This window comes from Planctomycetaceae bacterium, from assembly GCA_041398825.1.
In the GTDB taxonomy this organism is placed as follows: domain Bacteria; phylum Planctomycetota; class Planctomycetia; order Planctomycetales; family Planctomycetaceae; genus F1-80-MAGs062.
This window is the reverse complement of record JAWKTX010000002.1, coordinates 510,511-533,302: the sequence shown is the minus strand read 5'-3', so window position 1 is coordinate 533,302 and position 22,792 is coordinate 510,511. Positions and strand designations below refer to the sequence as shown.

Below are 22,792 nucleotides of genomic sequence, written 5' to 3'. Positions count from 1 at the left end.
CGGCACGCCTCAGGCTCGGTCCATTCAAGCTCGAGGTTTTTGCGGGCGAATCACTTCGATCAGTTTTTGGATCACGTCATCGCGCTTTATTCCCGCGGCTTCCGCATGGAACGTGGTCACCATCCGATGTCGCAGAACCGGCAACGCGACAGATGCGACATCGGAGGTCGTCGCATGCAGGCGACCGTGCAGAACGGCACGAGCTTTCGCCGCGATGATCAGCGCGATCCCCGCGCGAGGACCAGCGCCCCAGCCGACCATCTCTTTAATGAACCCAGGCGCAACGCCACCACCCGGCCGAGTTGCCTGAACGAGATCTCGGGCATAAGTGATGACATGATCGGCGGCCGGAACATTTCTCACCGTTTCCTGCAGCGTCTGGATTTGTTCGGCATCGAGCAGCCTGGACAGCGTCGGCGTGTGGCCGGAAGTTGCTTGTTTGATAATTTGAAATTCGTCCGCTGCTTCGGGGTAGTCGACCACACAATTGAACAGGAAACGGTCGAGCTGCGCTTCGGGCAACGGATACGTTCCTTCCTGCTCAATCGGGTTCTGAGTGGCCATCACGAAGAATGGTTTCGGCAACTCCATCGTCTGACCTGCAACAGTGACATGCCGTTCCTGCATGGCTTCCAGCAGCGCCGATTGAGTCTTCGGCGGGGCTCGGTTAATTTCATCGGCCAGAACCATATTGCTGAAGATCGGGCCCTCGACAAACTGAAAGTTGCGAGTTCCGGTCGTGCGATCTTCCTGAAGAACCTCTGTCCCGGTGATGTCCGCCGGCATCAGATCGGGCGTAAACTGAATCCGACGGAAGTCCAGGTCCAGAACTTTGGAAATACTGTCAATCAACAGCGTCTTTGCCAGAACCGGAACGCCCGTGAGTAACACGTGACCGCGACAGAAAATCGAAATCAGCACTTCTTCAATGACGTCCTGCTGCCCCACGATGACAGTCGATAACTGTGTCGTAATTTCGCGGAACGAATCACGAAGCGACTCAATGACGGCAAGTTGATCGACGGGAAGCGGGGATCGTCCGCTTTCAACTTGAGATACAAGCTGTCCTGGGGATTTTGATCGAAGGGTTCTGGCCGTGAGCGGAATCAGATCCTGCTGCTGAGCGACAGCGATATTGCCGCACTTACATTTCAGGCGGCGACCCAAATGGTCATGATTTACCCTTCTGACTCGACCGCAGGCGATACACTGCATTCCCGCTTCGGGAGAGATCACAGAATTATTCACAGGCATCCACTCGCCATAGATAGAATGTTATGGGGCCAGGGCTCAGGCTCAGAAAACGGTGCTCAGAAAAGGGGTCAGGAACCAATAGTGCGAAGCACCCTCCGGGCCATTTGGCTATTGGTTCCTGACCCCTTTTCTGAGCCCCTTTTCTGAGCCATTTGGACAGAGCACTCGATGTGTTGTTTCCTCCCGAACCAAAGCGTCACGCGGATTTCGGAGAAAACAGAAAGATTTAGAAATATGCCAAAAACTGAGTGACGCTCCGGCCTGAGGAGCAACCAACAAGAGTCCTCGCCCATCACTCTCAATGGCGGAACAGGAATGGCTGAGAATTGACCGCTGACAGCAACGCGATCGAAACCGAACACTCAGAAAAGGCTCGCGAGAACCTCAGCGAAGCCTTCGAAGACATTTTGCGCCTGTATCAGGCTGATGTTCGTGTGTTGATGCGGCGGCACTTCGGCAATTCCGCAGAAGCCGATGAGGTGGCTCAGGAGGTGTTTGTGCAGGTGTATCAGAGCATGGCCAAATTCCGACAGGAAGGGAGCCTTCGCGCCTGGGTTCTGGCGATCGCGAGGAATCAAATCCTGCTGCATTTTCGGAATGAATCCCGGCGCCGACGTCTGACGGGCAGCGTGATTCCGCCGGAACTACTGGAAGTCGAGGCCACAACGGGCGATGCCGATCCGTTTCAACACGAATCGGCGGACGCGGAACTCAGCGCACTTCAGGACTGCCTGCAGCGTCTCGACAACCAGCCGCGAGCTCTGGTGGAAGCCTTCTATTTTCTGGGACAGTCTGCGGAGTCAATTGCTGAAGAAACAGAAAAGAATGCAGGGGCCATCCGCATGATGCTAATGAGAATCAGAAAACAACTGGGCAAATGCATTCGAAGCAAGCTTAGCCTCAGGAACGGGGAAACTCATGACTGAACCTCGGACTGCCGCACTCACACTTTGGAGCCGCCTGATTTCAGGCGAAACGCTCGAAGAAGTCGAGTTGCGGCGACTCATCGATCTGACGCAACACGATCCCTCGCTGCGAAAAGAAATCGAAGCGGATGCAACCCTGCACGCGCTGCTGCGATCCATGAAGGAAATTCGGCAAACAGAAGATCAGTTCGCGCGGAGTGTCCTTGAGCGCTGCCATTCCCTTCAGGCTAATGCCGGGCAAAGCGCGGAAAGAAACCCAGTTGAAAGCGAAGTGGACACAGTCGCCCTCGAAGTCGCTGCTGCCAACACCATTCCGGAGACAACGTTGGTCAACCAGACATCGCCGCTACTCGTCGCGAATCGTTCCGGACAACGCGGCACGGACTATCGAAAGCGGCGAAAATCCTCGGCATGGTCGGCAATCGCTACCACGGTCGCCGTATTCGCCTGTCTCTGCGTGATTGTCTGGACGCAGTTGGGTTCTCCTGTACGCCAAACTGGCAATGAATCAGCAACGGACGTTGTGCAGGCACCAGATCCAGAGCAGTCGCAGCAACCGGAAGCAGTCGCCACCAATCACGACGTTGCCTCGTCGTCGTTTGAAGGTCCCGCCAGTGAAGATCCGGCAATTAAGAATTCGGCGTCGCCCGATTCCATCGCCTCGAACGCGCGCGATGCGAATCAACAGCCGCGGAATGCGATGGAAGTGCAGACGCCGGCTCACGCTGAAACTCCGCAGATGATTCCGGATGTTCCACAGCAAGCAATCGTGAATCTTCCCGATGCGAAATCGCCGCTGCAGTTTGTAACATTCACAAAAGTCGAAGATCCCGTCTGGGAACGAACGAGCACAATCGGCGATCGACTGGGTGACGAGATCGTTCGGCTGTTTGCAGGATCGGTCGAACTGACATTCGATCAGGGCGCAGTTGTGACTGTGGATGGTCCTGTGGAATTCCGCCCCTTGTCAACGGGCCAGCTCGAACTCAGACGCGGCCGACTTCTCGCCAGCGTTCCTCAACAGGCCATCGGTTTCACGGTCTCAACACCGACTTCGCAAGTCGTTGATCTTGGCACCGAGTTTGAAGTGGCCGTCAATGACGAGGGTCAGTCGGACGTTCAGGTTCTGAGAGGAGAAATTGAGGTCGGCCCGGTCATCGCGGACGGCGAAGAATTCCAGAAGTGGCGACTGCTGCCCGGCAAGTTTGATCGAGCCTCGTTTTACGCACGGCCCCAAATGCAGGGACCAACGCCGATCTCGGCTTCACTTCGAGGTCCACGTGGTCAGTTTCAGGGGTTTGTTTCGCTGAACGGACAAACGGCCGAATTTTCTTCCCCGGAAGCCTTCAACAATGTCCGCCGCCGCGCTGTCACAGAACTGGCACGGTCTCAGCAGACAGCATTAAGGCAATGGAAAGAGTTCGTGGATTCGATGCAGAAGAACATGCAGGGAACCATGAATTTCAACGGACAGGAAATGCCTTTCGGCAGCCTTCAGGATGTCATGCGAATGCAACGTCAGATGCTGGAGAACGTACAGAAGGCTGGAGGTAACTCGGGCCAGCCGAACTTCACTGGTTCGATCAACGTGAACGGTAAGGTCATCACTTTCAAAACGCGCGAAGAATACGAAGCCGCCCGCCAAACCGCCTTCGGCCCCGCCGCCACCTTCGGCATCGGAGACGTGTTCGAAGAAGACCGAACAAAGCATTAAGTTTCCAGGGAAGTTCTCAATCGGGCTGCATCTGACTGTCTCTTGAAAACCCGAGACAGGCACGCAGCAGACTCTTTCTACCCCCATTCATCTCGTTGTTTGCAATCAGCCACGAGCACCGAATAGGCGTCGATTTGACTCCTTAATGATTTCTGATTGATCAATCCATATTACGCTTTCACCGCTCGGTTGCATTCGTATCCATGTCGAAGAGATCGAAGACGCTTCGTCGAATCCGTCTCTCACTGCCAAGCGATTCGCCAGTGCCCAGCAAGCCAGTTTCGGACGTCAGTGGGAAACTCTATCACGATACTGTTGGTGCATAACGAATTGCGGTGTCCGAGCTGCCAGATGGCTATCCTTTCGCAACTGGGTGATCGGCACCTGATGGTGATCCACAAACGGGAAAGGTGTTGGTCAGGGATGCTGTCAGCTTACAGCCCACAGACCGGGCCAACAAGTTGAAAGCTGCTGGGTCAGATAACCTCTTGACTGCCATCAGGCTGGCTGGACGGTTTACAGCCGTCCAACGTGACTGTCCCGGTTTTTCAACGGACCGTCAACGTCACAAGCATGAAGGACTTGCGTATAACAAGGCCCTTCGCGCCATGCGGAAACAACGGCAATGATGTCGTCTGTCTTCATTGTGGTCCAGTGGTCAACCACCGCTTTCCATTCGGCGTTCTCATCGAAGTCCTGAAAGGGGTAGTAACGCGTATGGTGTTTCTTTACCACGCTTAAAACCGCCCGCAGCAATTCGCTGACGCGTTTCTCCAGGATGTCGTGATCTGCTCCGATCCGAATCGCCTGAAGCAACTGGACACGGCGTCGTTCAAGCATACGATTTTTGTCAGAGTTCTTTGCCATCGAATCCTGTTAATACCTTGAACAACATTTGAAGCCAGGTTGCTTCGCAATATGCCAGCCAACCACACGCATCCGCTGGCAGGTACGAGATGCGTTGACCTGGGAACCAGTCCAACCGCTGACTTTGTTGCGATGGTTACGCCAGCTTGCCATTCTTTTGATAATGATCCCACTCGGTCGTCGCGAATAAGCTGACCATACCTTCCACAGATCCATGAGTGAGGTAAAGGGAAGGCAGGATTCCGACAGGTGCGTCCGATTCCTGAACGATACCAAATCCCGATGCCATCTGTACGATCTGCGAATCAGGGAATCGAGCTGTCGGATCACGTGGCACTAACAGATCCGTGATCTCACAACCGATCAAACGAGTGTCATTAAGGTTGCCATAAATGACTTGAGAGATAGGAGCAAATGATTCATCTAAGTCGATCAGGCAGCATTCGAGAAAAGCACTTTCCGTGGGTACCACAGGGAAGATCACGAATGCGCCGTCGTCAAGTCCGTACGCAAACCGGGCCTGATTGCACGTAACGCTGTTCCAGTGAGAGCCCCAGAGCGATACGAGTATTCGCCCCAGCAGCATCGAGGTGGGGACAGTGGCTCGAATTCGTGGATCTGGAACCGAAGTAACACAGTGCTGTGGCTTTGGCGTCATACGCAGATTTCTTAGCCATCTCATCCTTCACCCCGATGCCTAATCATTGACATAACAACCATAAACAGCGGCGTATGGCGGCGGCTCGGATTTCAGTTTCCGCCCAATCCGCTACCCGGAACTGTAGAGTTCTTTCTTGTATGGATCTCACCGGTGACCGTCCTGGAGTGGCCAGCGGCGGTTGTTGATGTTAAAGATTCACGCTCCGTGCGGTTAAATGTCCAAAATGGTGCCTTAACCAACCCACAACTTTTCGGGTTGGCGATTCGTGCAGTTTTCAGGAAAGAGAAACAACTTGCTCCACCGACCCAGATTTGAAGAACGGCTGAACCCGTTGAGAAAGGCTCTGCTCAACCACCGCATTTACGGCGAAATGGAACGCCTTGATGTGTTGCGATTGTTCATGGAACACCACGTCTTCGCTGTTTGGGATTTCATGTCTTTACTCAAGGTGTTGCAACAGCGACTCTGCTGCGTCGAAGTGCCGTGGGTGGTCCCCGTTGATTCGCAGGCGTGCCGCTTCATCAACGAGATCGTGCTTGCCGAGGAATCGGACCATGATGGCCGAGGCGGGTTCGCCAGCCATTTTGAACTTTATTATCGCTCGATGAAACAATGCGGGGCCAACACCGCTGGCATTGATGGATTCCTCAGTGATCTTCGCGGGGGCGTTCCAGTGCTGAAGGCCCTTGCATCACCCGCAGTCCCCAAAGCGGCTCGTCGTTTTGTTGAGCAGACCTTCAGGATTATCGAGACTGGCGACCTCTGTACGGTTGCTTCAGCTTTCACGTTTGGTCGGGAAGATTTGCTGCCAGACGTGTTTCAATGCATCGTGGATGAGTTGAATACGCGAGCTGGCGGGCAACTGGACGACTTCAAGTATTACCTTGATCGCCATATCGGATTGGATGGCGACGAACATGGTCCAATGGCTACCCGTCTGCTTCAGTCCCTTTGCGCAGCCGACGATGCACTTTGGGAAACCGCTGAACAAGCAGCGGTTGACTGCTTACTTGCTCGGCAAGAACTTTGGAATGGAATCTACGATGCGATCAGCAGGGAAGCTACGATAGCAGGATCGCTGAAACCACGGGAATGACCTGTCCCTGAAACCTGTACCACCTCACGAAATCGAAGCGCTCACGGAGCGGATGAAAAGGATGAGCCGACAAGCACGAACGGCATTTGCCCATTTTCAATTGCCCTGCAATGCGCACTGGCAAGGTGTTTGCCGTGTTGATCGCGACTGTGGCATAAGTCTCTGGTTCCCCGAAGCAGCCGGACGCCGGGACGTTTTCGATCGGGAAGATTGATAACGAATAACTGTATGCACATCTGATTCCCCGTGATCGACCAACAGGCCCTCCGATTGCGTTCGGCATTCGCCGTGGCTCAGCCCACTTTGAACAAGCCAGCCGGTCGGAAGCAGCGGCGGATGCTGGCGAGCATGGCGTCGTCTATGCGGAAGAGCAGTCGATTGATCTGAAGGTATCAACTCAACCGTCAGGTCGAAAATGGCCTGTTCCCGAGCCGACCACCCTACGGCTACCACAATATCCGGATCGATGGCCGCAGCATTGAGGTTCACCCCGAGAATGCCCGGACCATACGACGCATCTTTGACAAGTACGGGCACACAGACAAACACTCGGGGACGCGATCTCGATGACGTAACTCTCGGGCCCATAATGAGCGAGCCCTTCGACCTTTTGGCCAAAGGGCTTCTTCAGAAAGATAGTCAGGCTGACAGGATTTGAACCTGCGACCTCTTGACCGCCAGTCTTGTTGTTGGGTTTTGTTGGGTTTTGTTTGGGTGTGAATGGGGTTTGAATGTCTGCTTTTCTCGGTGTTCTCGATATTGTGTTCGACTGAGGGGCAAAGCGGTCAACGGGAAGTAGGTACGGTTTCAGGTACGGTGAGGAGCTTTCCGGCTTTGGCCTGAGAAGCCACAGATAATTCCACCGCGTTGCGAGACGATTGCGGTCATTGGCATATCCATTAGTTGAGGTGAATAGAGTTTGCCGTTGATTTGAACAGACCTCCCTTAGGGGGTACCATCTGCATTCGTACTCTGATTGGCTTGGTTGCCGGATCAGGGAAGAGAATCTCATTTTGACGAGACTCCCATGAACGCGGATGCACTGAAGAAAGACATCGAAGGAATCTCGGCAGCGATACGACAAGCCGATTGCCGCCTTCAGGGCGCGACAGAAGAATCCGACTCAAGAGCAACTAACGGTTGCCCAGTTGTGCCTCGCTTATCTGGAACACTGTCAGGTTTAATATCGCAAAGATGGGTAGCAAACTTCGGGAGTCAGCGCTGTGCATTCTGCGCAGAGACCGCCGATCAGCTTTACAGCCACATGAAAGTCTTCAAATTCCGCCCGCTGAAGCGGGTCCGCGACGCAATGGTGAAGTCAGGGATTGTTCGGAACTCGTTGACAGGAACATCGGTCGAGTTAAACATGTAGTCCGTTGATGCCCAATGGCCGTTTTGGTACTCTCTAACTACGTGCTTTCCTGCATCACGACGAATGCGTAAAAGCTATACTCGCATATCAGGGCTGTTTAGTCTTAGGGGATGACTTTGATGTCAAATCTCAGTCTCGAGGTAACAAAGGGTCGAATGCGTTTTGATTGGCTGCTTAGGTGCGTCCTTGCTGGATTCGTAGCTGTCATGGCGGCGAAGTCGTTATCAGCTTCCGTGGCGTCAGCCTCAACGTCAGAAGAATCAGCGATTGCCGACGCAAAGGTGTTGAATGCGTTGTCACAACTGGAAGAGTTTTACAATCTTCAGTTGGACTCGTCCTCGGCAGCTAAGACAACGGAAGATTTCACGGATCAGCTAACGCAGATTGTGAGGCCTTTGTCGCCTTCCGTTAAGCGGGATAAGCATGTGTCCTTGCTGATCGCGGTGATCAAAGCAGATCGGGGCATTGACGTCGTTCGTGAGATCAGAGCTATCACAAATCGCGATCCGGAATTCTGGCCAGCATGGCGTAGTTATGTCACCGCGTCACTGCTGTTCGACAGTCAGAAACAGGCAATGACAGCGCTGCAGAACTACCATAAAAAAGTGCTGAAGATCTTTGTCGAACGCGAGGCCAATTCAGAGAATCAGGATCTTGTGAGGGAGATCTTCTGGATTCGTGATGCTTGTCACCAAATGGAAGATCTGGAGGACGCAAGTGAACTCTGGGTCGAGTCGATTGTAAAAAGCGAAGAGGCCGAGCGAATGTTGGCTCAACTTGCCAATGTCGAGGCTTTCAAGCAGCAGTTGGCAGCCGAACGAGAAAAGAAGAACGAACAGCTTGCCGAACAAAACAAAGACCCAGAACAAGCGAAACGCGCGATTGAACTAATTGTTGGAAGGGTCGATGCGAATATGATGTCGCTGCGGCAGGCCTACGACGCAGCGAATGCCCGCCTTCCATCAATCAGATCTGCGTACGATAGTGCCAGAAGTGCGCATGCTACCGCCGTCTCTCAACAGGTTAGCGCATCGCGTCAAGGGAATGCCAGTCAGCTTGCGGCAGCGATGGCTTCAAAAGGGGCCGTCGCTCAGGCTGAAAATCAGATGAGAGCTGCTGCCAACGCATACTCCCGGCAACAATCGGTAATGAAGACGGCTGTCATCCGAATGTCCGGGGCAGCACAAGCTGCCAGAGATCAATTAACTGCCGCGAAGGAGCAATACGCGGAAGCGTTGGCAAAGGACAGAGGTGCTCAAGCGGCAATGGCTGATGCCGAACGGAAAGTAGCGTCTCACGCGAGTCGGGTGCCGAAATTACCGGAAACGTGGATCGACAAAGGGGCGACTGCGATGGAAGTCGCCGCATCTTTGCAGATTTCGATCGAGGACATCTTCGAAGCTGCGAGAGGCGTCACAGAAGACGATGAGTCGGTGGAAGATCAATCTGCCACCATTGAATAACCTCAGGCATTCGCGGCTTGGTGGAAGACGACGCGACAAGTTGCCTTCGTCGACTCTGAAGACTGCCGGGGCTCGGTTTTCTGTTCTGCAGACTCTCCGGCCAGGGACTTGCCTAATCCTAACGAACCTCCGATTCCACCATGACCAACGTTCAGCAACAGTCTTTGCTTGCAAAAATCACCTGCCCGCATTGCTGGCTAACATTCAAGCCGCAAGAGATTAAGTGGATTTCGTCCCATCCATCCTTGCGAGACGATCCAAAGGTCCCGGAAGGGCAACGCCGGTTCCTGCCCACGCGATTTAGCGTGACAGGTCAGGCCATTGATTCGCTGGGCGAGAAGTGTAGTGAATTGGCGTGTCCTAGGTGCCATCTGGTTATTCCTCGAGATGTGATCGAGTTGCCTTCATCTTTCTTTTCGATTCTAGGGTCACCGAGCTCAGGTAAGTCCTACTTCCTCTCCTCGTCTCTCTGGCAATTGCGTACCACATTGTCGCGAAACTTCTCAATCAGTTTTGAGGACTCAGATCCTGAAGCCAATCATAAACTCCACGAGTATGAAGAGACGTTGTTCCTCAATTCTCGCCGCGACAAGCTAGCCGCCCTCCCCAAAACTGAACTGGATGGTGATCTATACGAGCAGATTGAGATTGAACGGGACCGCATCATGCTTCTGCCGCGGCCCTTTGTGTTTCGGCTACGACTAATGCCCTCGCACCCGAAAGCCAAAGAAGTTCGCAAGAACGGACGAGCCATTTGTCTGTATGACAATGCTGGCGAACATTTTCTGCCAGGAGGGCAAAACGCCAACACGCCCGGTACTCGGCATCTGGCCGTCGCCCGTGCCTTGTTGTTTGTGTTTGATCCAACGCAGCACACACAGGTTCGCAAAATGTTTGGCGGCAAATCCAGTGATCCACAACTGCAGGATCTTGCGAACGCGTATCGACAGGATCACATTTTGACGGAAGCCACGCGACGGATTCGTGCTGAGTTGGGGCTTGGCCAGGATCAGCGAGACAAGCGTCCGCTCATCGTAGTGTTGTCCAAGTACGACGCATGGTCGCCGATCGCCAACGGTAAACCACTGAAGCAGGAGTGGGTGATGCAGCAAAGAGCTGACGGGCTGTATCAGTTTGATGTGCGTCAACTGAAGAAGATTTCGGAGTCGTTTCGAAAGCTGATGATGAAGCTTGCACCCGAGATTGTCTCTTCAGCGGAGGCGTTTTCCGAGGACGTCACATATATCCCGGTCAGCGCTTTGGGCTGCTCGCCACAGTCGATGCCGGATTCTCAGATTGACTCCGAAACAGGCCGGATGGCACTGGGAGTGCGGCCAGCCGACATCAAACCCGCCTGGGCTGAAATCCCGCTGCTTTATGCAATTCAACGTACCATCCCAGGATTGATCGCTCAGGCTCCTGACGTCCATTAGTACGGAACTTGCCGTCCTGATCTGAATCGTCAGATGAACGCGGAGAAACGACATGGTTGAAGAGATCATCTACACGTCAGCTGAAAAGGGGTTAAAGAGTGGGAGTCGAGGATTCTGTACGGTCGTCAGCACAGCTGGAATGGGTTTGAATCTGGCCGAACGACTTGAAGCGATGAGCGGATATCGGCATGTGTTTCCTCTGAACGATCCCAATGCAAAACTGAATCCAGTCAACTACGCTCATGTGACCTTTCGTCTGGCTGGCAGGAAGTTGAATGTGATTTCTCGTGTGGCTGATGCCGGTCAGGATTACACCGGACGTAGTAACAAGCTGGCTCATCATGTCGTGATTAATAATCCGGTGGTGATGACAGTGGGGCCAGCTAGGTTGCTGGCGGAATCGGGGACAGTGGTGAACAAATGGGATGGGAGCGTTCGCAATGTGCCACCGCGAACGATCGCGTCGCCCGCCTTGCCGAAATCGGTAGTCCTGAAAATCTGGAATTCACAGGTTGGCGATGGTGGCTGGGCAGGGGCAATCGCAGAAATGTTGTTGCAGGACCCCTCTCCTGTGTCTGTCATTTTTCGACCAGGAATGGACACGCTGGGACTGGTGAGGGAAGTGCTGGACGTGCTACCGCTGTGCCGCAACGCTGGAACATTACATTTAGTACGTACTTCACGCGACTGTTGGCGGGGATTGAATGTCAGTTACGATTTGTACTGGACGGAACGCCTGAGGCAACCACGTTGCGCAATAACGCCAAGGCTCGCGTTGTCGATCTGACACAGCCCCTGCCAGCCGCCACCGGTGGCTCACTAGTTCAACTGGCTCGAAGCGGATGCGTAACGCAATCCACTCCCGCCGTCACTCGACCTGCTAAGCCGAAACTGCCAGGGGCCGAAGCGACAAAACCAAACTTAGTACCAGTAACGGAATCCGACTGGAACGATCTTGCGTCTGATGCGCAGGACGCACCGAACGAACCGATGACGTATCCAATTTCGTCGCCATCGCCATCATCCCCACCTCCGATCGAAGGTCTTCGAGAGCGGCGAAACGCAGAACAGCGAATTGATGATCTAATGCAACCGCGTCGTGCAGTTCATGGTCAACTCGCAGGTGCATTGCTTGCCGTTACGTTGGTCGTTTTCATTCTTTGTGGCATTGCCGGAGCAGTATGGCTCGTAAAGAAAAACCCTCAGTGGCTGCAGCGTAAAGAGACCTCAGGTGGCAACGACGCCGACAGCTTCAAAGAATGAGAAGGGCATTAATGAAACTCCTGCTGAGGAAATTCCTGCAAAGCGAACAGAACTGGCTTCCTCCGCCCCTGATGCTCACCTCGCACCACTAATAGAACCAGATCCGGCGAGCGGGCCATCGAAAGACGAAGGGAATTCGACGCCTCCACCCCAAGACATCCCAAAGTCTTCAATGCTAATCACAGACGCAGCGGCTCCAGAGGCGGAAGTCGTTCGAGATCCATTTCAACTTATCCGTAATGACAATTCGTTCAGAACCCAATCAGGGCATCTCGGATTCCCCGATGAGACAAGTGCTTCGAATGCAAGTGGTGAACGGACCTTGCCGCTGGTCTTGACTGACTCTGAATTCCGAAATTTAACGGTTACGGCGTCCCCTCAATTCCTCGAAATTATCCACCCGAGCGAACTAACCGTGAAATACGAAGAACTCACTTCCGAGAATGGAGCCGGAAGCGAAGAGCAGCGCGAGTGGAACGTGAAGGTTGGCAGAGATGTGTCGAATGGTGGTCCGGAACAGACCTTTGGCAAAATGACGCTAAAAGCTCGACGCGGCGAAAAGGACAGAAGCATGTATGACTTGTCCTTTCGCTGGCAACGGGATGCTTCAGATACAGTTCGACATCTTATCCTATTTGTGCCGTTGGATGTCCGTATTGGCGATGTGCATGAGCAGTTCTCCTTGTCAAAACCACAAAGCATTCACACTGAACGGTTGTTAGATTGGCGCCACATTAGGAATGGCGCATCAGATACTGAGCGTGTGGCCATTCCAGAGTCCATTTCCACAGTGATCAACGCGGTTTCAAGTGACACGTCGATAAGAGTTGACGTAGAACTCGAACACGACGACGGGAGTGAATTCCAGACACTATCGCTCAATCTCCAACCCGATACACGTCATCGTTTTGAAGGACGTACCACATGGAAACTGAAAGATGGCAACGAGGATGCATTTCAGCCTGAATGGCAATATCACGTCGTGGTGAGCGTGAACGATCAGGAACTTAGCTTAGACCAGACGGTGACAGTTCATTTCAACTCCTACGCGATACACGCCGCGATGGAGAAAGATGCTCCTTTGAACTTTAATCCCAATACCGAAAAATATGAGAACAGCAAATGGGGATTGAAATACACTCAAACGGTTATAGCACGGCCCCCGAAGTATCGCTTCAAGGCTCACGGCACCACCACGCTCTGGGCACAAGATCTGGGCACACTTTTGAATGAACTAACACAGCGTTCAAAGGAATCGCTGCAAGTCATCCCTGACAACGGCAGCCTGCGGCGAATAATGAAACAAACAAGATCAGCCGCCGAAGCAATCGAATCCCGTCAGAAACTGCTGGATACATGGCAGAAACATAATGCCAAGAATTCGTTGATCGTCGATGAGGATCCAGCTTCCAATTCGGAGCCGCAGAAGCCTTCAAATACCCTTGAAGACGGTCTCATTCAGGCAAAGGCCGGGTTGAAAGATGCACTCGCTAGGTTAGAAGAGACGAATTCTTTCTTGAAAAATGAGTTGAACCAGTTGATTGAGGAGAATCTGACACCAACTCGTGTACGCGTCAAGATTTCATAGCCGTTTGCATCTGAATCAAATACATCCAATCCGCTGGAGCAACTTGTACTCATCCTTGAGGATCGACGAGAGGAGGTACAGGAATGATGCTTGACGATATCAACGACCTGGTCGAAGAGATTCAGCAAATCCTCTCCAGTGAAACTCAGGTGCCTGAAGAAGAGTTGATGGATCTTGCTGCGCGTCTGGAGGAGGCTGTGTCGGGCGTCAGCAAGCGATTGAGGCAGGTCGAGTTGCTGCTAAGCCAGGGGCTGCGATCCGAAGCCATTGACCTTGCAGAACGCGAACCAAATCTGAACGAACTGATTACGGCCCTGGATTTTCCGGAATTCGAAGCATGGAACGAGCGTCTTGAGCAGTCGGAAATCAGTCCCGTTAGATCGTTGCCGTCAGATCTGGCCGCTGAACTGAATGATGCTTATTCAGCGGTTTCATCTGTCGAAGGCCTGTTGAATCGATTTCGGGTGCAGTCATTATCCCGTGCTCCGATGGCCGAGCGTATCAAGACGTTACGGTTATTGGGCGCCAAAGACCCGGACAATCCGGTATGGGAAAAAGACCTACTGGAATTTGAACGGACTCGCTTGGAAGAACTCAAGTCTCAGCTGGAGCAGGCCGTCCGAGCGACCGACCTCGAACAATTGGCGATGCTGGATCGAGAGCTGGCATCAACCGACTGGCGCGTCAAAGTTCCGTCAAGCCTGCAGAAACAGGCAGCAGACGCTCACAGATCCCTTCGACGCACATCGTCAAGAAAGGAGATGGAAACGATCTCCTATCAACTGTCTGACGCATTTGCGGACTTTGATCTGCAGACCGCCAGGCAGTTGCGACAGCGATTTGATGCTTTGTGTCAGATCGTCAATCTGCCACCCAACGATGGGATCATCGACGTGGCCGGACCGGCATTGGAGTGGATCGACCACGAGAATGAAAAGGAGCGAATTGCGGCTGAACACGCTCAGGCAGTTCAGGATCTTGAAAGTGCCCTTGAACACAATGCAAAGTTGGACGAACTGCAACGACTTTATCATCAGGCAACCCGACGCGAACATATTCTGCCGCAGCAGTTGGAGGCTCGACTCGCGGATCGCATGGAGACATTGCAAACGCAAGCCTCACGTAAGCAAACCGCGATTATTGCGGCATCCATGTTGGCTGGCATCACATTAGTTGTCGCTGTTTCTCTGTTCGTCCGACAGATTGGAATCCGTTCCGAAATTGATGGTCATGTGACGCAACTCAATCAACTACTTCAGGAGGCTCAGAAATCGGGCGTGCTTGAACCGGTAACAGGTTATTTGGCACGCGTCGATGAAGGCCGACCTGTCGTTGCTGGTGCCCCCGAAATCCAGGGACTCCGGCAACAGTTGGAAAGTCTGCAGATTGCAGAGGCTGGTCGATTGTCACAGATATCTGAACTGATTCATACAGCCGACGGACTGTCAAAGTCTGCAACGACCGTCGAGCAGTTGTCAGAAGCCGACGAAGCATTGCGAAAGGCCAATTCCCTCACAAAGAATGCTTCTGAGAAGTCCAACATCATTTCCAGTCAATCTCGGATCAAGGAGAAACAGCGCTGCAAGAACCAGATCGACCAGGCCTACGGTGACAGCCTCGCTGAATTGACCGACCAGGCAGCCAACTTGCCTCCGGATCGACTTGACGGATACACAGAAATTTTGGCTCAGGTCTCCGAGCTGATTAGTCGCAAGGGGGTGTCGCCACCATTGAAGATTTCAGCGGAAGCACTGCAGGTCAAGCTCGACCAGCAGCGTTCAATGATTAGTCGAAATCTGGAAATTGCCAGGGATTTGACTGCAGTCACTGAATCCGTGGGTGGGCTCACTAAGTACGAAACCGAGCTTCGCGACATGGTGAAATCCCAAGCGGAACTCAGCGAGCGAAAGGTTTTGATCAGGTGCTAAATGAAGAGCAAATGCTGTATCGGGGAGTCTTGCAGTGGAACGATATCCGGAGAAAACTGATCACAGTAAGTTTTAAGACAATTCGGTCAGCCGAGGCCCAACTGCTCGTGGATGAAGTCGGCAAATTCCTGAAAGATTCGGGGCCGTATCCCGGCCCCATGGAGATGGACGATCGTCTTAATGCCTTGAAGGCGGTAGCATCGAGAAAGACAGGGGCTGACGGGACACTATCAGATTCCATTCGAGGCATCTTCGCAGCCCGCACGATTTCCAGTTGTTATCTGGTGACGACGACGGAGGGAGAGCTCTTTTACACGCCCCAGATCCCCTCCATTGAGGGATCAATCTACAGGTTCAACTACTTCACCACGACTACCGGTACTCAAACAGCGTCCAAGACACTGGGCAGACAGAAGGTGAGGTTTGGTGCCGACGGGCCGAAGGAGGACGACTGGCTGTCACCCCAAACCAAACTTTGGCGTCAGATCATGCCAGTGTTGACCGAAGAGTCACCGGATTTCGAGCAGGATCTGCTCCGCATCATCGAGCTGGTGCTGGCCGCAGATACAGTCGATCCGATCCTTCGATTCCTGACTCTTAAGAAGCTGTTGAAGCTTGGAGCGGAAAACAGCGAGTTCTTCCGGGTTCGTGCGGAAAAGCTGCTGAAGGATTTGGACCAGGCTGGAGTCTCTCTACTGACGAACTGGGTTGTGTTTGATGACAAGCGAGCAGCAAAGGATCGCAGCAATGCTGAGTTCTACTTGAAGAACCGCCAGGCAGAAATACTTGCAGAACTGAAACAGGTCTCAGCGGATCGCTCCCGCCTGGAAAAATCAGAACTTGGTCCGGCGACTCAGTGGGTCGGATGGATGCACAAGGACACCGACGGGCGTTGGGTCGTTTCGCTGCCGTCAGTGCCGGTTAAAGCAAAAGGGGCCAGGCTTTTTGTTGTCGGTCGCGATAACGCCGACGGTGCTGTCAAGATGTTCGACATTGCGACATATCCAGAAGCCGACACGACAAAAATAGGGGTTCCTAATGCGGACCCGACATGGCCAGAGGGTCGCCCCGTTTTCCGGTTGATAAATGGTTCCTGAATGACTTGCGAAATGCAGGGTCAGATCTGAATTCCGAACGACATTTTTGTTGTAGCAGAAAGAGTGTTGGAATGGCCGATGCGTACTACATCCGGGTGCGTGGACAAGTGAAAGGTCCCCTCAGTCGGGAACAGATCGTGTCGCAGATCCGCAAGAAGCGACTCGGGCGGCACCATGAGCTTTCAGAGGATGCGGTACACTGGGAGCGAGCTGGTGATATTCCCGGATTGTTCGAGTCTAAATTCAGTGCGTCCGAAGAACCCGTAGTCGCAGCCGCAACAGCTGTGGATTCCGGAGTTGGCGGTTCTCAGCCAGCCGTGGAGGAGAACAGCGACGCCGGTTGGTATTACGCCAAAGGTCGCAACAACATTGGACCTGTCACTGCTGCTGAAATCAAGTCCATGCTGGCAACCAGCCGATTGCAAGGCAGCGACCGCGTCTGGCACGGAAGCCTGGAAGATTGGACACCGGCCCAGGATCTGCCGCAATTTATGGGGTCGGTTGCCGACGCTGGAGCTTCTCCAGTTGGCGACCGTCGTCAGACGCAGCAGAAGGCTGTTATTCCAAAGGCCACGTTCCTGGAAGTATTGATGGGCACATCCAAAGGGGCCAGCCTGCCGGATGACGCTATCTACAAGTATCCGAGCCTGACCCGGTACTTGTTGGTTGCGGAAGGGGCTTGCCGAATTATGTTTGTCTTGCTATCGCTTGCTGTCACATCCGGTTTCATGGTGCTGGTGGGTCAGGAAGTACAGAACCGTTTTAATGACATCGCCATCATCCTAGGCGTCGTCCTGATTGCTGGAATTGCTCTGGTGTTACAGATGGTCATGTTATGGCTGTTGTTCATTTCTTGTCTTGCTGCGCTGGAAGTTGTGCGAGTGTTGATCAAGATCGAAAACAATACATCCCGGCCAGCAACGTCCGAATAATCGAAATGCGTGTTTCTGATGCCAATTGAAGTCGCCTTCCATTGTTTGCCCAATTGAATCCTTCCTATGTCCAGCCGCACAATCCAAGAACTGACTGCTCCGCCTGACATGCTGTCATGGCATCGCATGGACATTGAACAGCGATTGAGCTTTCCGGGCGGGCGGTTCACTCGCGTCAATACATTGCTGTCGCTCATCGTTGCGATCCTGCTGACAGGTTCGTTCTACCTGGGAGTGCTGGCAGTCCCGTGGACGTCAATCAAGAGCAAGTTCACTGATCAGGGGGCAATCCCCTATTTCACAGTGTTCATTGCCTGCTGGTGTCTGGCGATCCTTGTGATCAAATGGCGGAAGCTCGCAATGCAAAAACGGTGTTTAGGATTCGACATCGTTCCACAGGATGCTGAGTTCATTTTGTCGCCTCGAACTATCAATGCAGTCATGGACAGAATTCTGCAACTTGTTGATGATCCGAAACAGTTTGTGCTGATGAACCGGATTACGATTGCACTATCCAACCTGCGAAATCTTGGCCGCGTATCAGACGTTGATGAGATTCTGCGATCACAGGCTGAGACTGATGAAGCAGTTTCTGAAACGTCATACATCCTGTTGACCGGTTTTGTCTGGGCGATCCCAATCCTTGGCTTTATTGGGACCGTTCTTGGTTTGTCCGTGGCGATCGGTAACTTTGGTGGAGCAATCAGTGCTGCTTCTGGTTCAGCCGACGCCCTGTTGCCTGCATTGAAAGATGTAACCGGCGGACTTGGTATTGCCTTCGATACCACATTAGTTGCACTGATCTTTGCATTGTTCATACAGCTATGTGTGACTTTTCTGAAGAAGTCCGAGCAGGAATTCCTCGACGCATGCTCGGAATACTGTACTCGTCACATCGTGAATCGTCTGAGATTGCTACCCTTCGGTGAAGACGACTCAACGACGGAGCAATAGCATCATGTCCGACTGGTTCTATCGAATTAAGGATGTGGAATTAGGCCCGGTCAGTGAGTCGGAACTTTTGCTGCTGCACGCAGAACATCGCATTCACCGTGAGACTGCAATTCGGGGTGCGGGCCAACGGAATTGGACGACCCTTGGGCGACTTCTGGCAAGAGACGCCATCCGCAAGCCCGACAAGAAGGCGATCCAAAACAACGTGAAGGTTGGTTGGCCATCAGATAAACAAAACGACGTGGTTCAGCGGGCGGCTGAACCAACATCCGCCGGGCCACCAGCGATTCCCCTGGATCCGTATGACGAACGCCTGCAACGGAAGCATGGCACAATAGTCGCGGGAGCTGGAATCTCCGGGATGCTCCTTTTGCTCTTGCTGATGTGGCTATTATGGCCCCAATCTACCAGTTCATCCCCTGATGGCCGTGATTCAGCAAGTGGTTTCTCAGAACAGGGTGACGGCCTGGGCGATGCCGTCAGTAGCGGTAGCTCACAGGCTTCAGCAGAAAGTGGCGATTCGCTCCTGCTGGACGAGACACGTATGGCAGCTAATGCCAATTCGCAGGGGCGATCTTCTCCGACGGGTAGTGCTGATAACGGTAGTGAGACATCTCGGCTGGCTAGCGACGACAGTTCAAAGAACGATGCACAGGCATCGGGATCAAACGATGTTAGTTCGCTGAATCCTGGACATGGGTTGCCGTCGGATCAGGAAGAGAAATCCGACGGAGCACTTCAATCGAAACTCGATCCTTCCGAAGGAGAAATTCCGAATGCCCGGTTTGCCGTTACCGCTCCGGGTGAAGCGACATTTTTCGGGATCCGCTCCTCCGGCCGTCGGTTTGTATTTGTGGTCGATCGCTCGGGAAGCATGGATGGGGGGCGACTGCGTCGAGCAAAGCATGAACTGATTGCCTGTCTGGAACGATTGCCGGTTTCCGTTCATTTCACAGTCATCTTTTTTGATGACTCATTGCAGACCTACACCAACCTAACAAAGCAGGATGCACTAGCACGAGCAACTGACACAGAAGTTGACAGGGCAAAACAGTGGTTGCAAAGCGTGGATTCCGGTGGAGGAACTGACGTGGAGATGGGAATGTCGGCAGCATTGAGCATTCGACCAGCAGCGGATGTCATCTTTCTTCTTACGGATGGTCAGTTTGAATCCACTACACCTGCGGTGGTGAAATCGCAAAACAGCCTGAAGGCCCGAATCAATACGATCGCCTTCGAAACACGCGATGGTGAGCCAATGCTAATGGAGATCGCCAAAGACAATGGCGGAGACTACAGGTTTGTTCCATAACGATCTGCGTAGTACCGACACAGAACTGGAGTAAGCAGATATGTCCAGGCGACAACGAAGCGGGACAACGGCTATTTCTTTGTTTGCCTTTCAAGACATCATCACTTGCGTGATGGGGATCATGCTGCTGCTGACATTGATGATGTCGCTTCAGATTGCCGTAGCTGGTGTGCCACAGACTTCCCCGGAGATTCAGCAATTGCTGGACAGTATGCAGGCGGAAGCAGATCAGCTGGAACAAGCTGTTGCAGAATCGGTCGCTTCAGTTCAGAGCCAGACAGACATGCTGAAATCAGGTGCATTGCTCGACCCCAAAGTGCTGACCGATTCAGTTACCGCCATGCAGAACGAGATTTCAACGACCGAAGCTGAGTTGCAGCGACTCAATCAACTGACAATTGCCGCCGAGAGTGAACTCAGACAGTCACAGAGTGAATTCCAACGTCGATCGGCTGAAGTGTTACATATCGGAGAATTGAAACTGGAAAACGAAATACTACAGCAGGAGATTGAGAAAATCACCAGTGGACAGCGAGTTATCTACAACGCGCATGATGCTCAGTCAGCCAATTGCTGGCTTGTGGAACTGACGAGCCCATCCGACATCAAAGTGGCGCAAATTGGCCAGGAGCAGTCGTTCCAATCATTTCCCAACGTCAGTGAACTGACGCGATGGATTGACACTAAGTCAAAGTTGGGAGATTCCTTCATGTTGCTGGTTAAGCCAGACTCTGCCCCGGAATTTGAATTCCTGACTGAGACGATGCATGAGTCCAATTCTTCGTTTGGCTTCGACTTGCTCCCTCAACAATCATTTGTGCTGGGACAGGCAGGCGGAGAAAAGCCATGACGAAGCGGCGGTCAGTCAGCCAGTCCGATAGCTTGGATCTATTGTTGGACACTATTTGCAACACCTTCGGGGCCGTGATTTTCATATCGATACTGGTTGCCATTCTTGCCGGAAGATCCGGTCCTGAGTCAAACTCGCAGCTTGAGCAGTCGGCGACAGAAACCTTGGTACAGGAATGCCAGCAACAGATCGCTGCAGCCAGAATTCGACTGCGTCAGTTGTCGACGCAGCACGCTCAGCAGCAACGCTTGATTGACCGACTAACCAGTGACGAGTCACGGCACTTGGCTTCACAGGTCGTTGCAGTCTCTCAGCAGCACCTGACGCTGTCTGAGGAGCGAGCTTCCAGAGTTATGAGTGTTTCAGAGATTCAAGCCAGCAATGTGGAAGTTAACGAGCAATTGAATCGCCAGGCCGGAGAACTGGCTCGAACTACCGAAGTGAACAGACAACTGCATCTGGAGCTCAGTAAGGCGGTCGAACTGGCCGCGAGAACTGCCACAATTCCAAAAGTCCGCCGCACAACCAAGCAAGGTGTGGCGTACATGCTGCATCGATCAAAACTTCATCGCGCCACGACTCCAGACGGATTTATCGACGACGTGGATTGCATAGAATCGGACAGGCTTGGGACGACAGTCATCGCCCCACGACCTGGCGCTGGAGTGAAGGTGACATCGGAGGAAGATCCGGGTCTAAAGAAGCGATTAATTGGGATTCGGAAGTCAGAACATTTTGTTCGACTGTTTGTCTCACGCGATTCCTTCGCACAGTTTCAACCACTGAAAACACTGTTCATTCGATCTGGCTTCGAATATGAAGTCATCCTCTTTTCGGAGGGGAGTGCCGAACTTGTCCTTGCACCCAGTGATATTGAATCCTTCGTTCAATGACCGGAAGGCGATTGACAGCGGCGAACGGTGGTTGTCCCCTTAGTGAGGGAGGTGACAGATCCCGATGAAGAATTGAGATTGCGTGGGCAGCCGCCAAGGCGGAAAGTATGCGATCAATGATTGCATACCTTTCCTCACGTCCAAGTCTATTGTTGTTCTTATCAATATGCGTTTGCAGGTTGGACTCTGCCAAGGGCATGATGTTCGCATAGTCAGGAGCACTTGGGAATGCCCGATGAATCGGGATGACCGCATTGACGCCGGTGAGTCTCTCCATGATCTCGAGTTCATTGCGAAACCTATCAAGGACTGATTCGTCCTTCAACGGTGTTCTTTTCACCCGCTTCACTGCGGACTCCCTACCAGTGGCAATTTCAGTACACCGAAAACATTGGCAAATGGTCCCTCTCCGAGAGTGGCTGAGATCGTGAAGTGATTGCTGAATACCACCTACGCGACTCCAAAAAGAAAACCGTACGTGAAAACCGTACTTCAGGTACGGTTTCAGGTACGGTTTCAGTCGGGCTGACAGGATTTGAACCTGCGACCTCTTGACCCCCAGTCAAGCGCGCTAGCCAAGCTGCGCTACAGCCCGATTTGCTCCTGAATGAATTCAGGAGCGGGTGGAATGATGGCGGTTGGATGAGGAATCGTCAACCGACTGACAGCGAATTGCTGACCTGCGTGATCAGGCGGCTCCGCGGCGTGATGGATGCTGTTCCTGAACCTCAGTGGCGTTGTTGTCCGCGTTCTCCCCGGAGACAGTGGCTGATGAGAATGAGTTCGTGGCAAATTCGGATTCGATCGCGTCAGCAACAGTGTCATCCTGGTCTGAAGCCGCCGAGACGCGTGAGAGCATATCCTTGCCAGCAGGACTGATCTGATACTGAAGGCCAACACTGCGACCAGTAATCTGAAAGCGAAGTAATCCTCTTGCAATCAGCATCCCGTGAATACTGGTCAGCGAAGTGGGAGCGATACCTTCTACGTCTTCGATGCGATCCAGCCAGCCCGGATTCTCAACCGCAGCCTTCTTCTGAGCATGTTCGCGGACAGCGTAGATGTTCAACACCGTGCGGCAGTCTTCAGAAAGCTCATCAAGTTGAAAGTCAGTTCCATTCATACTCCGGAATATCGGCCGATCCAGGCGTTGATTTCAACACAACACAGTCGAGCAATACGAAGCGAA

Annotated in this window: 19 protein-coding genes and 1 tRNA gene; 15 read left to right on the top strand and 5 right to left on the bottom strand. The window is 52.9% G+C overall.

The features are described from left to right. Positions 1–24 precede the first annotated feature (24 nt). Positions 25–1,248 (bottom strand): MoxR family ATPase, encoded by a 1,224-nt coding sequence (locus R3C20_05980; protein MEZ6040033.1) that lies wholly within the window; start codon positions 1,246–1,248, stop codon positions 25–27. Positions 1,249–1,580: 332 nt separating this feature from the next. Here R3C20_05980 and R3C20_05975 point away from each other — a divergent pair, with 332 nt between their 5' ends. Both R3C20_05975 and R3C20_05970 read left to right on the top strand, forming a co-directional pair. Then, positions 1,581–2,180 (top strand): sigma-70 family RNA polymerase sigma factor, encoded by a 600-nt coding sequence (locus R3C20_05975; protein MEZ6040032.1) that lies wholly within the window; start codon positions 1,581–1,583, stop codon positions 2,178–2,180. Beyond that, entirely contained in the window at positions 2,173–3,894 is a 1,722-nt protein-coding gene (locus R3C20_05970; protein ID MEZ6040031.1) for a FecR domain-containing protein, read from the top strand. The genes R3C20_05975 and R3C20_05970 overlap by 8 nt, the downstream gene beginning before the upstream one ends. A gap of 516 nt (positions 3,895–4,410) precedes the next feature. Here the strand turns inward: R3C20_05970 and R3C20_05965 are convergent. Together R3C20_05965 and R3C20_05960 are read right to left on the bottom strand one after the other, a co-directional pair. Beyond that, on the bottom strand, positions 4,411–4,761 hold the full coding sequence (locus R3C20_05965; protein ID MEZ6040030.1) for a hypothetical protein: 351 nt from the start codon (positions 4,759–4,761) through the stop codon (positions 4,411–4,413). Between the two features lie 136 nt (positions 4,762–4,897). Beyond that, positions 4,898–5,443: a hypothetical protein gene (locus tag R3C20_05960; GenBank protein ID MEZ6040029.1), complete on the bottom strand. Its 546-nt coding sequence runs from the start codon at positions 5,441–5,443 to the stop codon at positions 4,898–4,900. A gap of 271 nt (positions 5,444–5,714) precedes the next feature. On the opposite strand from R3C20_05960, the gene R3C20_05955 reads away from it, so the two are divergent. The 13 genes from R3C20_05955 to R3C20_05895 all read left to right on the top strand — a co-directional run bounded on the left by R3C20_05955 (position 5,715) and on the right by R3C20_05895 (position 21,603). After that, positions 5,715–6,518: a DUF3050 domain-containing protein gene (locus tag R3C20_05955; protein MEZ6040028.1), complete on the top strand. Its 804-nt coding sequence runs from the start codon at positions 5,715–5,717 to the stop codon at positions 6,516–6,518. Between the two features lie 1,491 nt (positions 6,519–8,009). Beyond that, positions 8,010–9,353 (top strand): hypothetical protein, encoded by a 1,344-nt coding sequence (locus R3C20_05950; protein MEZ6040027.1) that lies wholly within the window; start codon positions 8,010–8,012, stop codon positions 9,351–9,353. A 488-nt stretch (positions 9,354–9,841) separates the two neighbouring features. Next, positions 9,842–10,786, top strand: a complete 945-nt coding sequence (locus tag R3C20_05945; protein ID MEZ6040026.1) for a hypothetical protein — start codon at positions 9,842–9,844, stop codon at positions 10,784–10,786. A 52-nt stretch (positions 10,787–10,838) separates the two neighbouring features. After that, the gene (locus tag R3C20_05940) at positions 10,839–11,573 is read left to right on the top strand and encodes a hypothetical protein (protein MEZ6040025.1); all 735 of its coding nucleotides are present in this window, start codon (positions 10,839–10,841) and stop codon (positions 11,571–11,573) included. Continuing rightward, entirely contained in the window at positions 11,537–12,049 is a 513-nt protein-coding gene (locus R3C20_05935) for a hypothetical protein (protein ID MEZ6040024.1), read from the top strand. The genes R3C20_05940 and R3C20_05935 overlap by 37 nt, the downstream gene beginning before the upstream one ends. Then, positions 12,018–13,637, top strand: coding sequence for a hypothetical protein (locus R3C20_05930; GenBank protein ID MEZ6040023.1), 1,620 nt, complete (start codon positions 12,018–12,020; stop codon positions 13,635–13,637). The genes R3C20_05935 and R3C20_05930 overlap by 32 nt, the downstream gene beginning before the upstream one ends. Before the next feature lie 83 nt (positions 13,638–13,720). Next, complete coding sequence (locus tag R3C20_05925; protein ID MEZ6040022.1) at positions 13,721–15,565, top strand: hypothetical protein; 1,845 nt, start codon at positions 13,721–13,723, stop codon at positions 15,563–15,565. Next, positions 15,559–16,662: a hypothetical protein gene (locus R3C20_05920; GenBank protein MEZ6040021.1), complete on the top strand. Its 1,104-nt coding sequence runs from the start codon at positions 15,559–15,561 to the stop codon at positions 16,660–16,662. Before R3C20_05925 ends, R3C20_05920 begins: the two co-directional genes overlap by 7 nt. Before the next feature lie 71 nt (positions 16,663–16,733). Continuing rightward, the gene (locus tag R3C20_05915; GenBank protein MEZ6040020.1) at positions 16,734–17,594 is read left to right on the top strand and encodes a GYF domain-containing protein; all 861 of its coding nucleotides are present in this window, start codon (positions 16,734–16,736) and stop codon (positions 17,592–17,594) included. A gap of 66 nt (positions 17,595–17,660) precedes the next feature. Then, positions 17,661–18,548 (top strand): MotA/TolQ/ExbB proton channel family protein, encoded by an 888-nt coding sequence (locus tag R3C20_05910; GenBank protein ID MEZ6040019.1) that lies wholly within the window; start codon positions 17,661–17,663, stop codon positions 18,546–18,548. A 4-nt stretch (positions 18,549–18,552) separates the two neighbouring features. Beyond that, the gene (locus tag R3C20_05905; protein ID MEZ6040018.1) at positions 18,553–19,860 is read left to right on the top strand and encodes a VWA domain-containing protein; all 1,308 of its coding nucleotides are present in this window, start codon (positions 18,553–18,555) and stop codon (positions 19,858–19,860) included. Between the two features lie 40 nt (positions 19,861–19,900). Next, positions 19,901–20,710, top strand: a complete 810-nt coding sequence (locus tag R3C20_05900) for a hypothetical protein (GenBank protein ID MEZ6040017.1) — start codon at positions 19,901–19,903, stop codon at positions 20,708–20,710. Continuing rightward, positions 20,707–21,603 (top strand): hypothetical protein, encoded by an 897-nt coding sequence (locus R3C20_05895; protein ID MEZ6040016.1) that lies wholly within the window; start codon positions 20,707–20,709, stop codon positions 21,601–21,603. The genes R3C20_05900 and R3C20_05895 overlap by 4 nt, the downstream gene beginning before the upstream one ends. A gap of 520 nt (positions 21,604–22,123) precedes the next feature. Here the strand turns inward: R3C20_05895 and R3C20_05890 are convergent. Together R3C20_05890 and R3C20_05885 are read right to left on the bottom strand one after the other, a co-directional pair. Continuing rightward, a tRNA-Pro gene (locus R3C20_05890) sits at positions 22,124–22,198 on the bottom strand. A 93-nt stretch (positions 22,199–22,291) separates the two neighbouring features. Further along, the gene (locus tag R3C20_05885) at positions 22,292–22,675 is read right to left on the bottom strand and encodes a hypothetical protein (protein ID MEZ6040015.1); all 384 of its coding nucleotides are present in this window, start codon (positions 22,673–22,675) and stop codon (positions 22,292–22,294) included. Between the last annotated feature and the right edge of the window lie 117 nt (positions 22,676–22,792).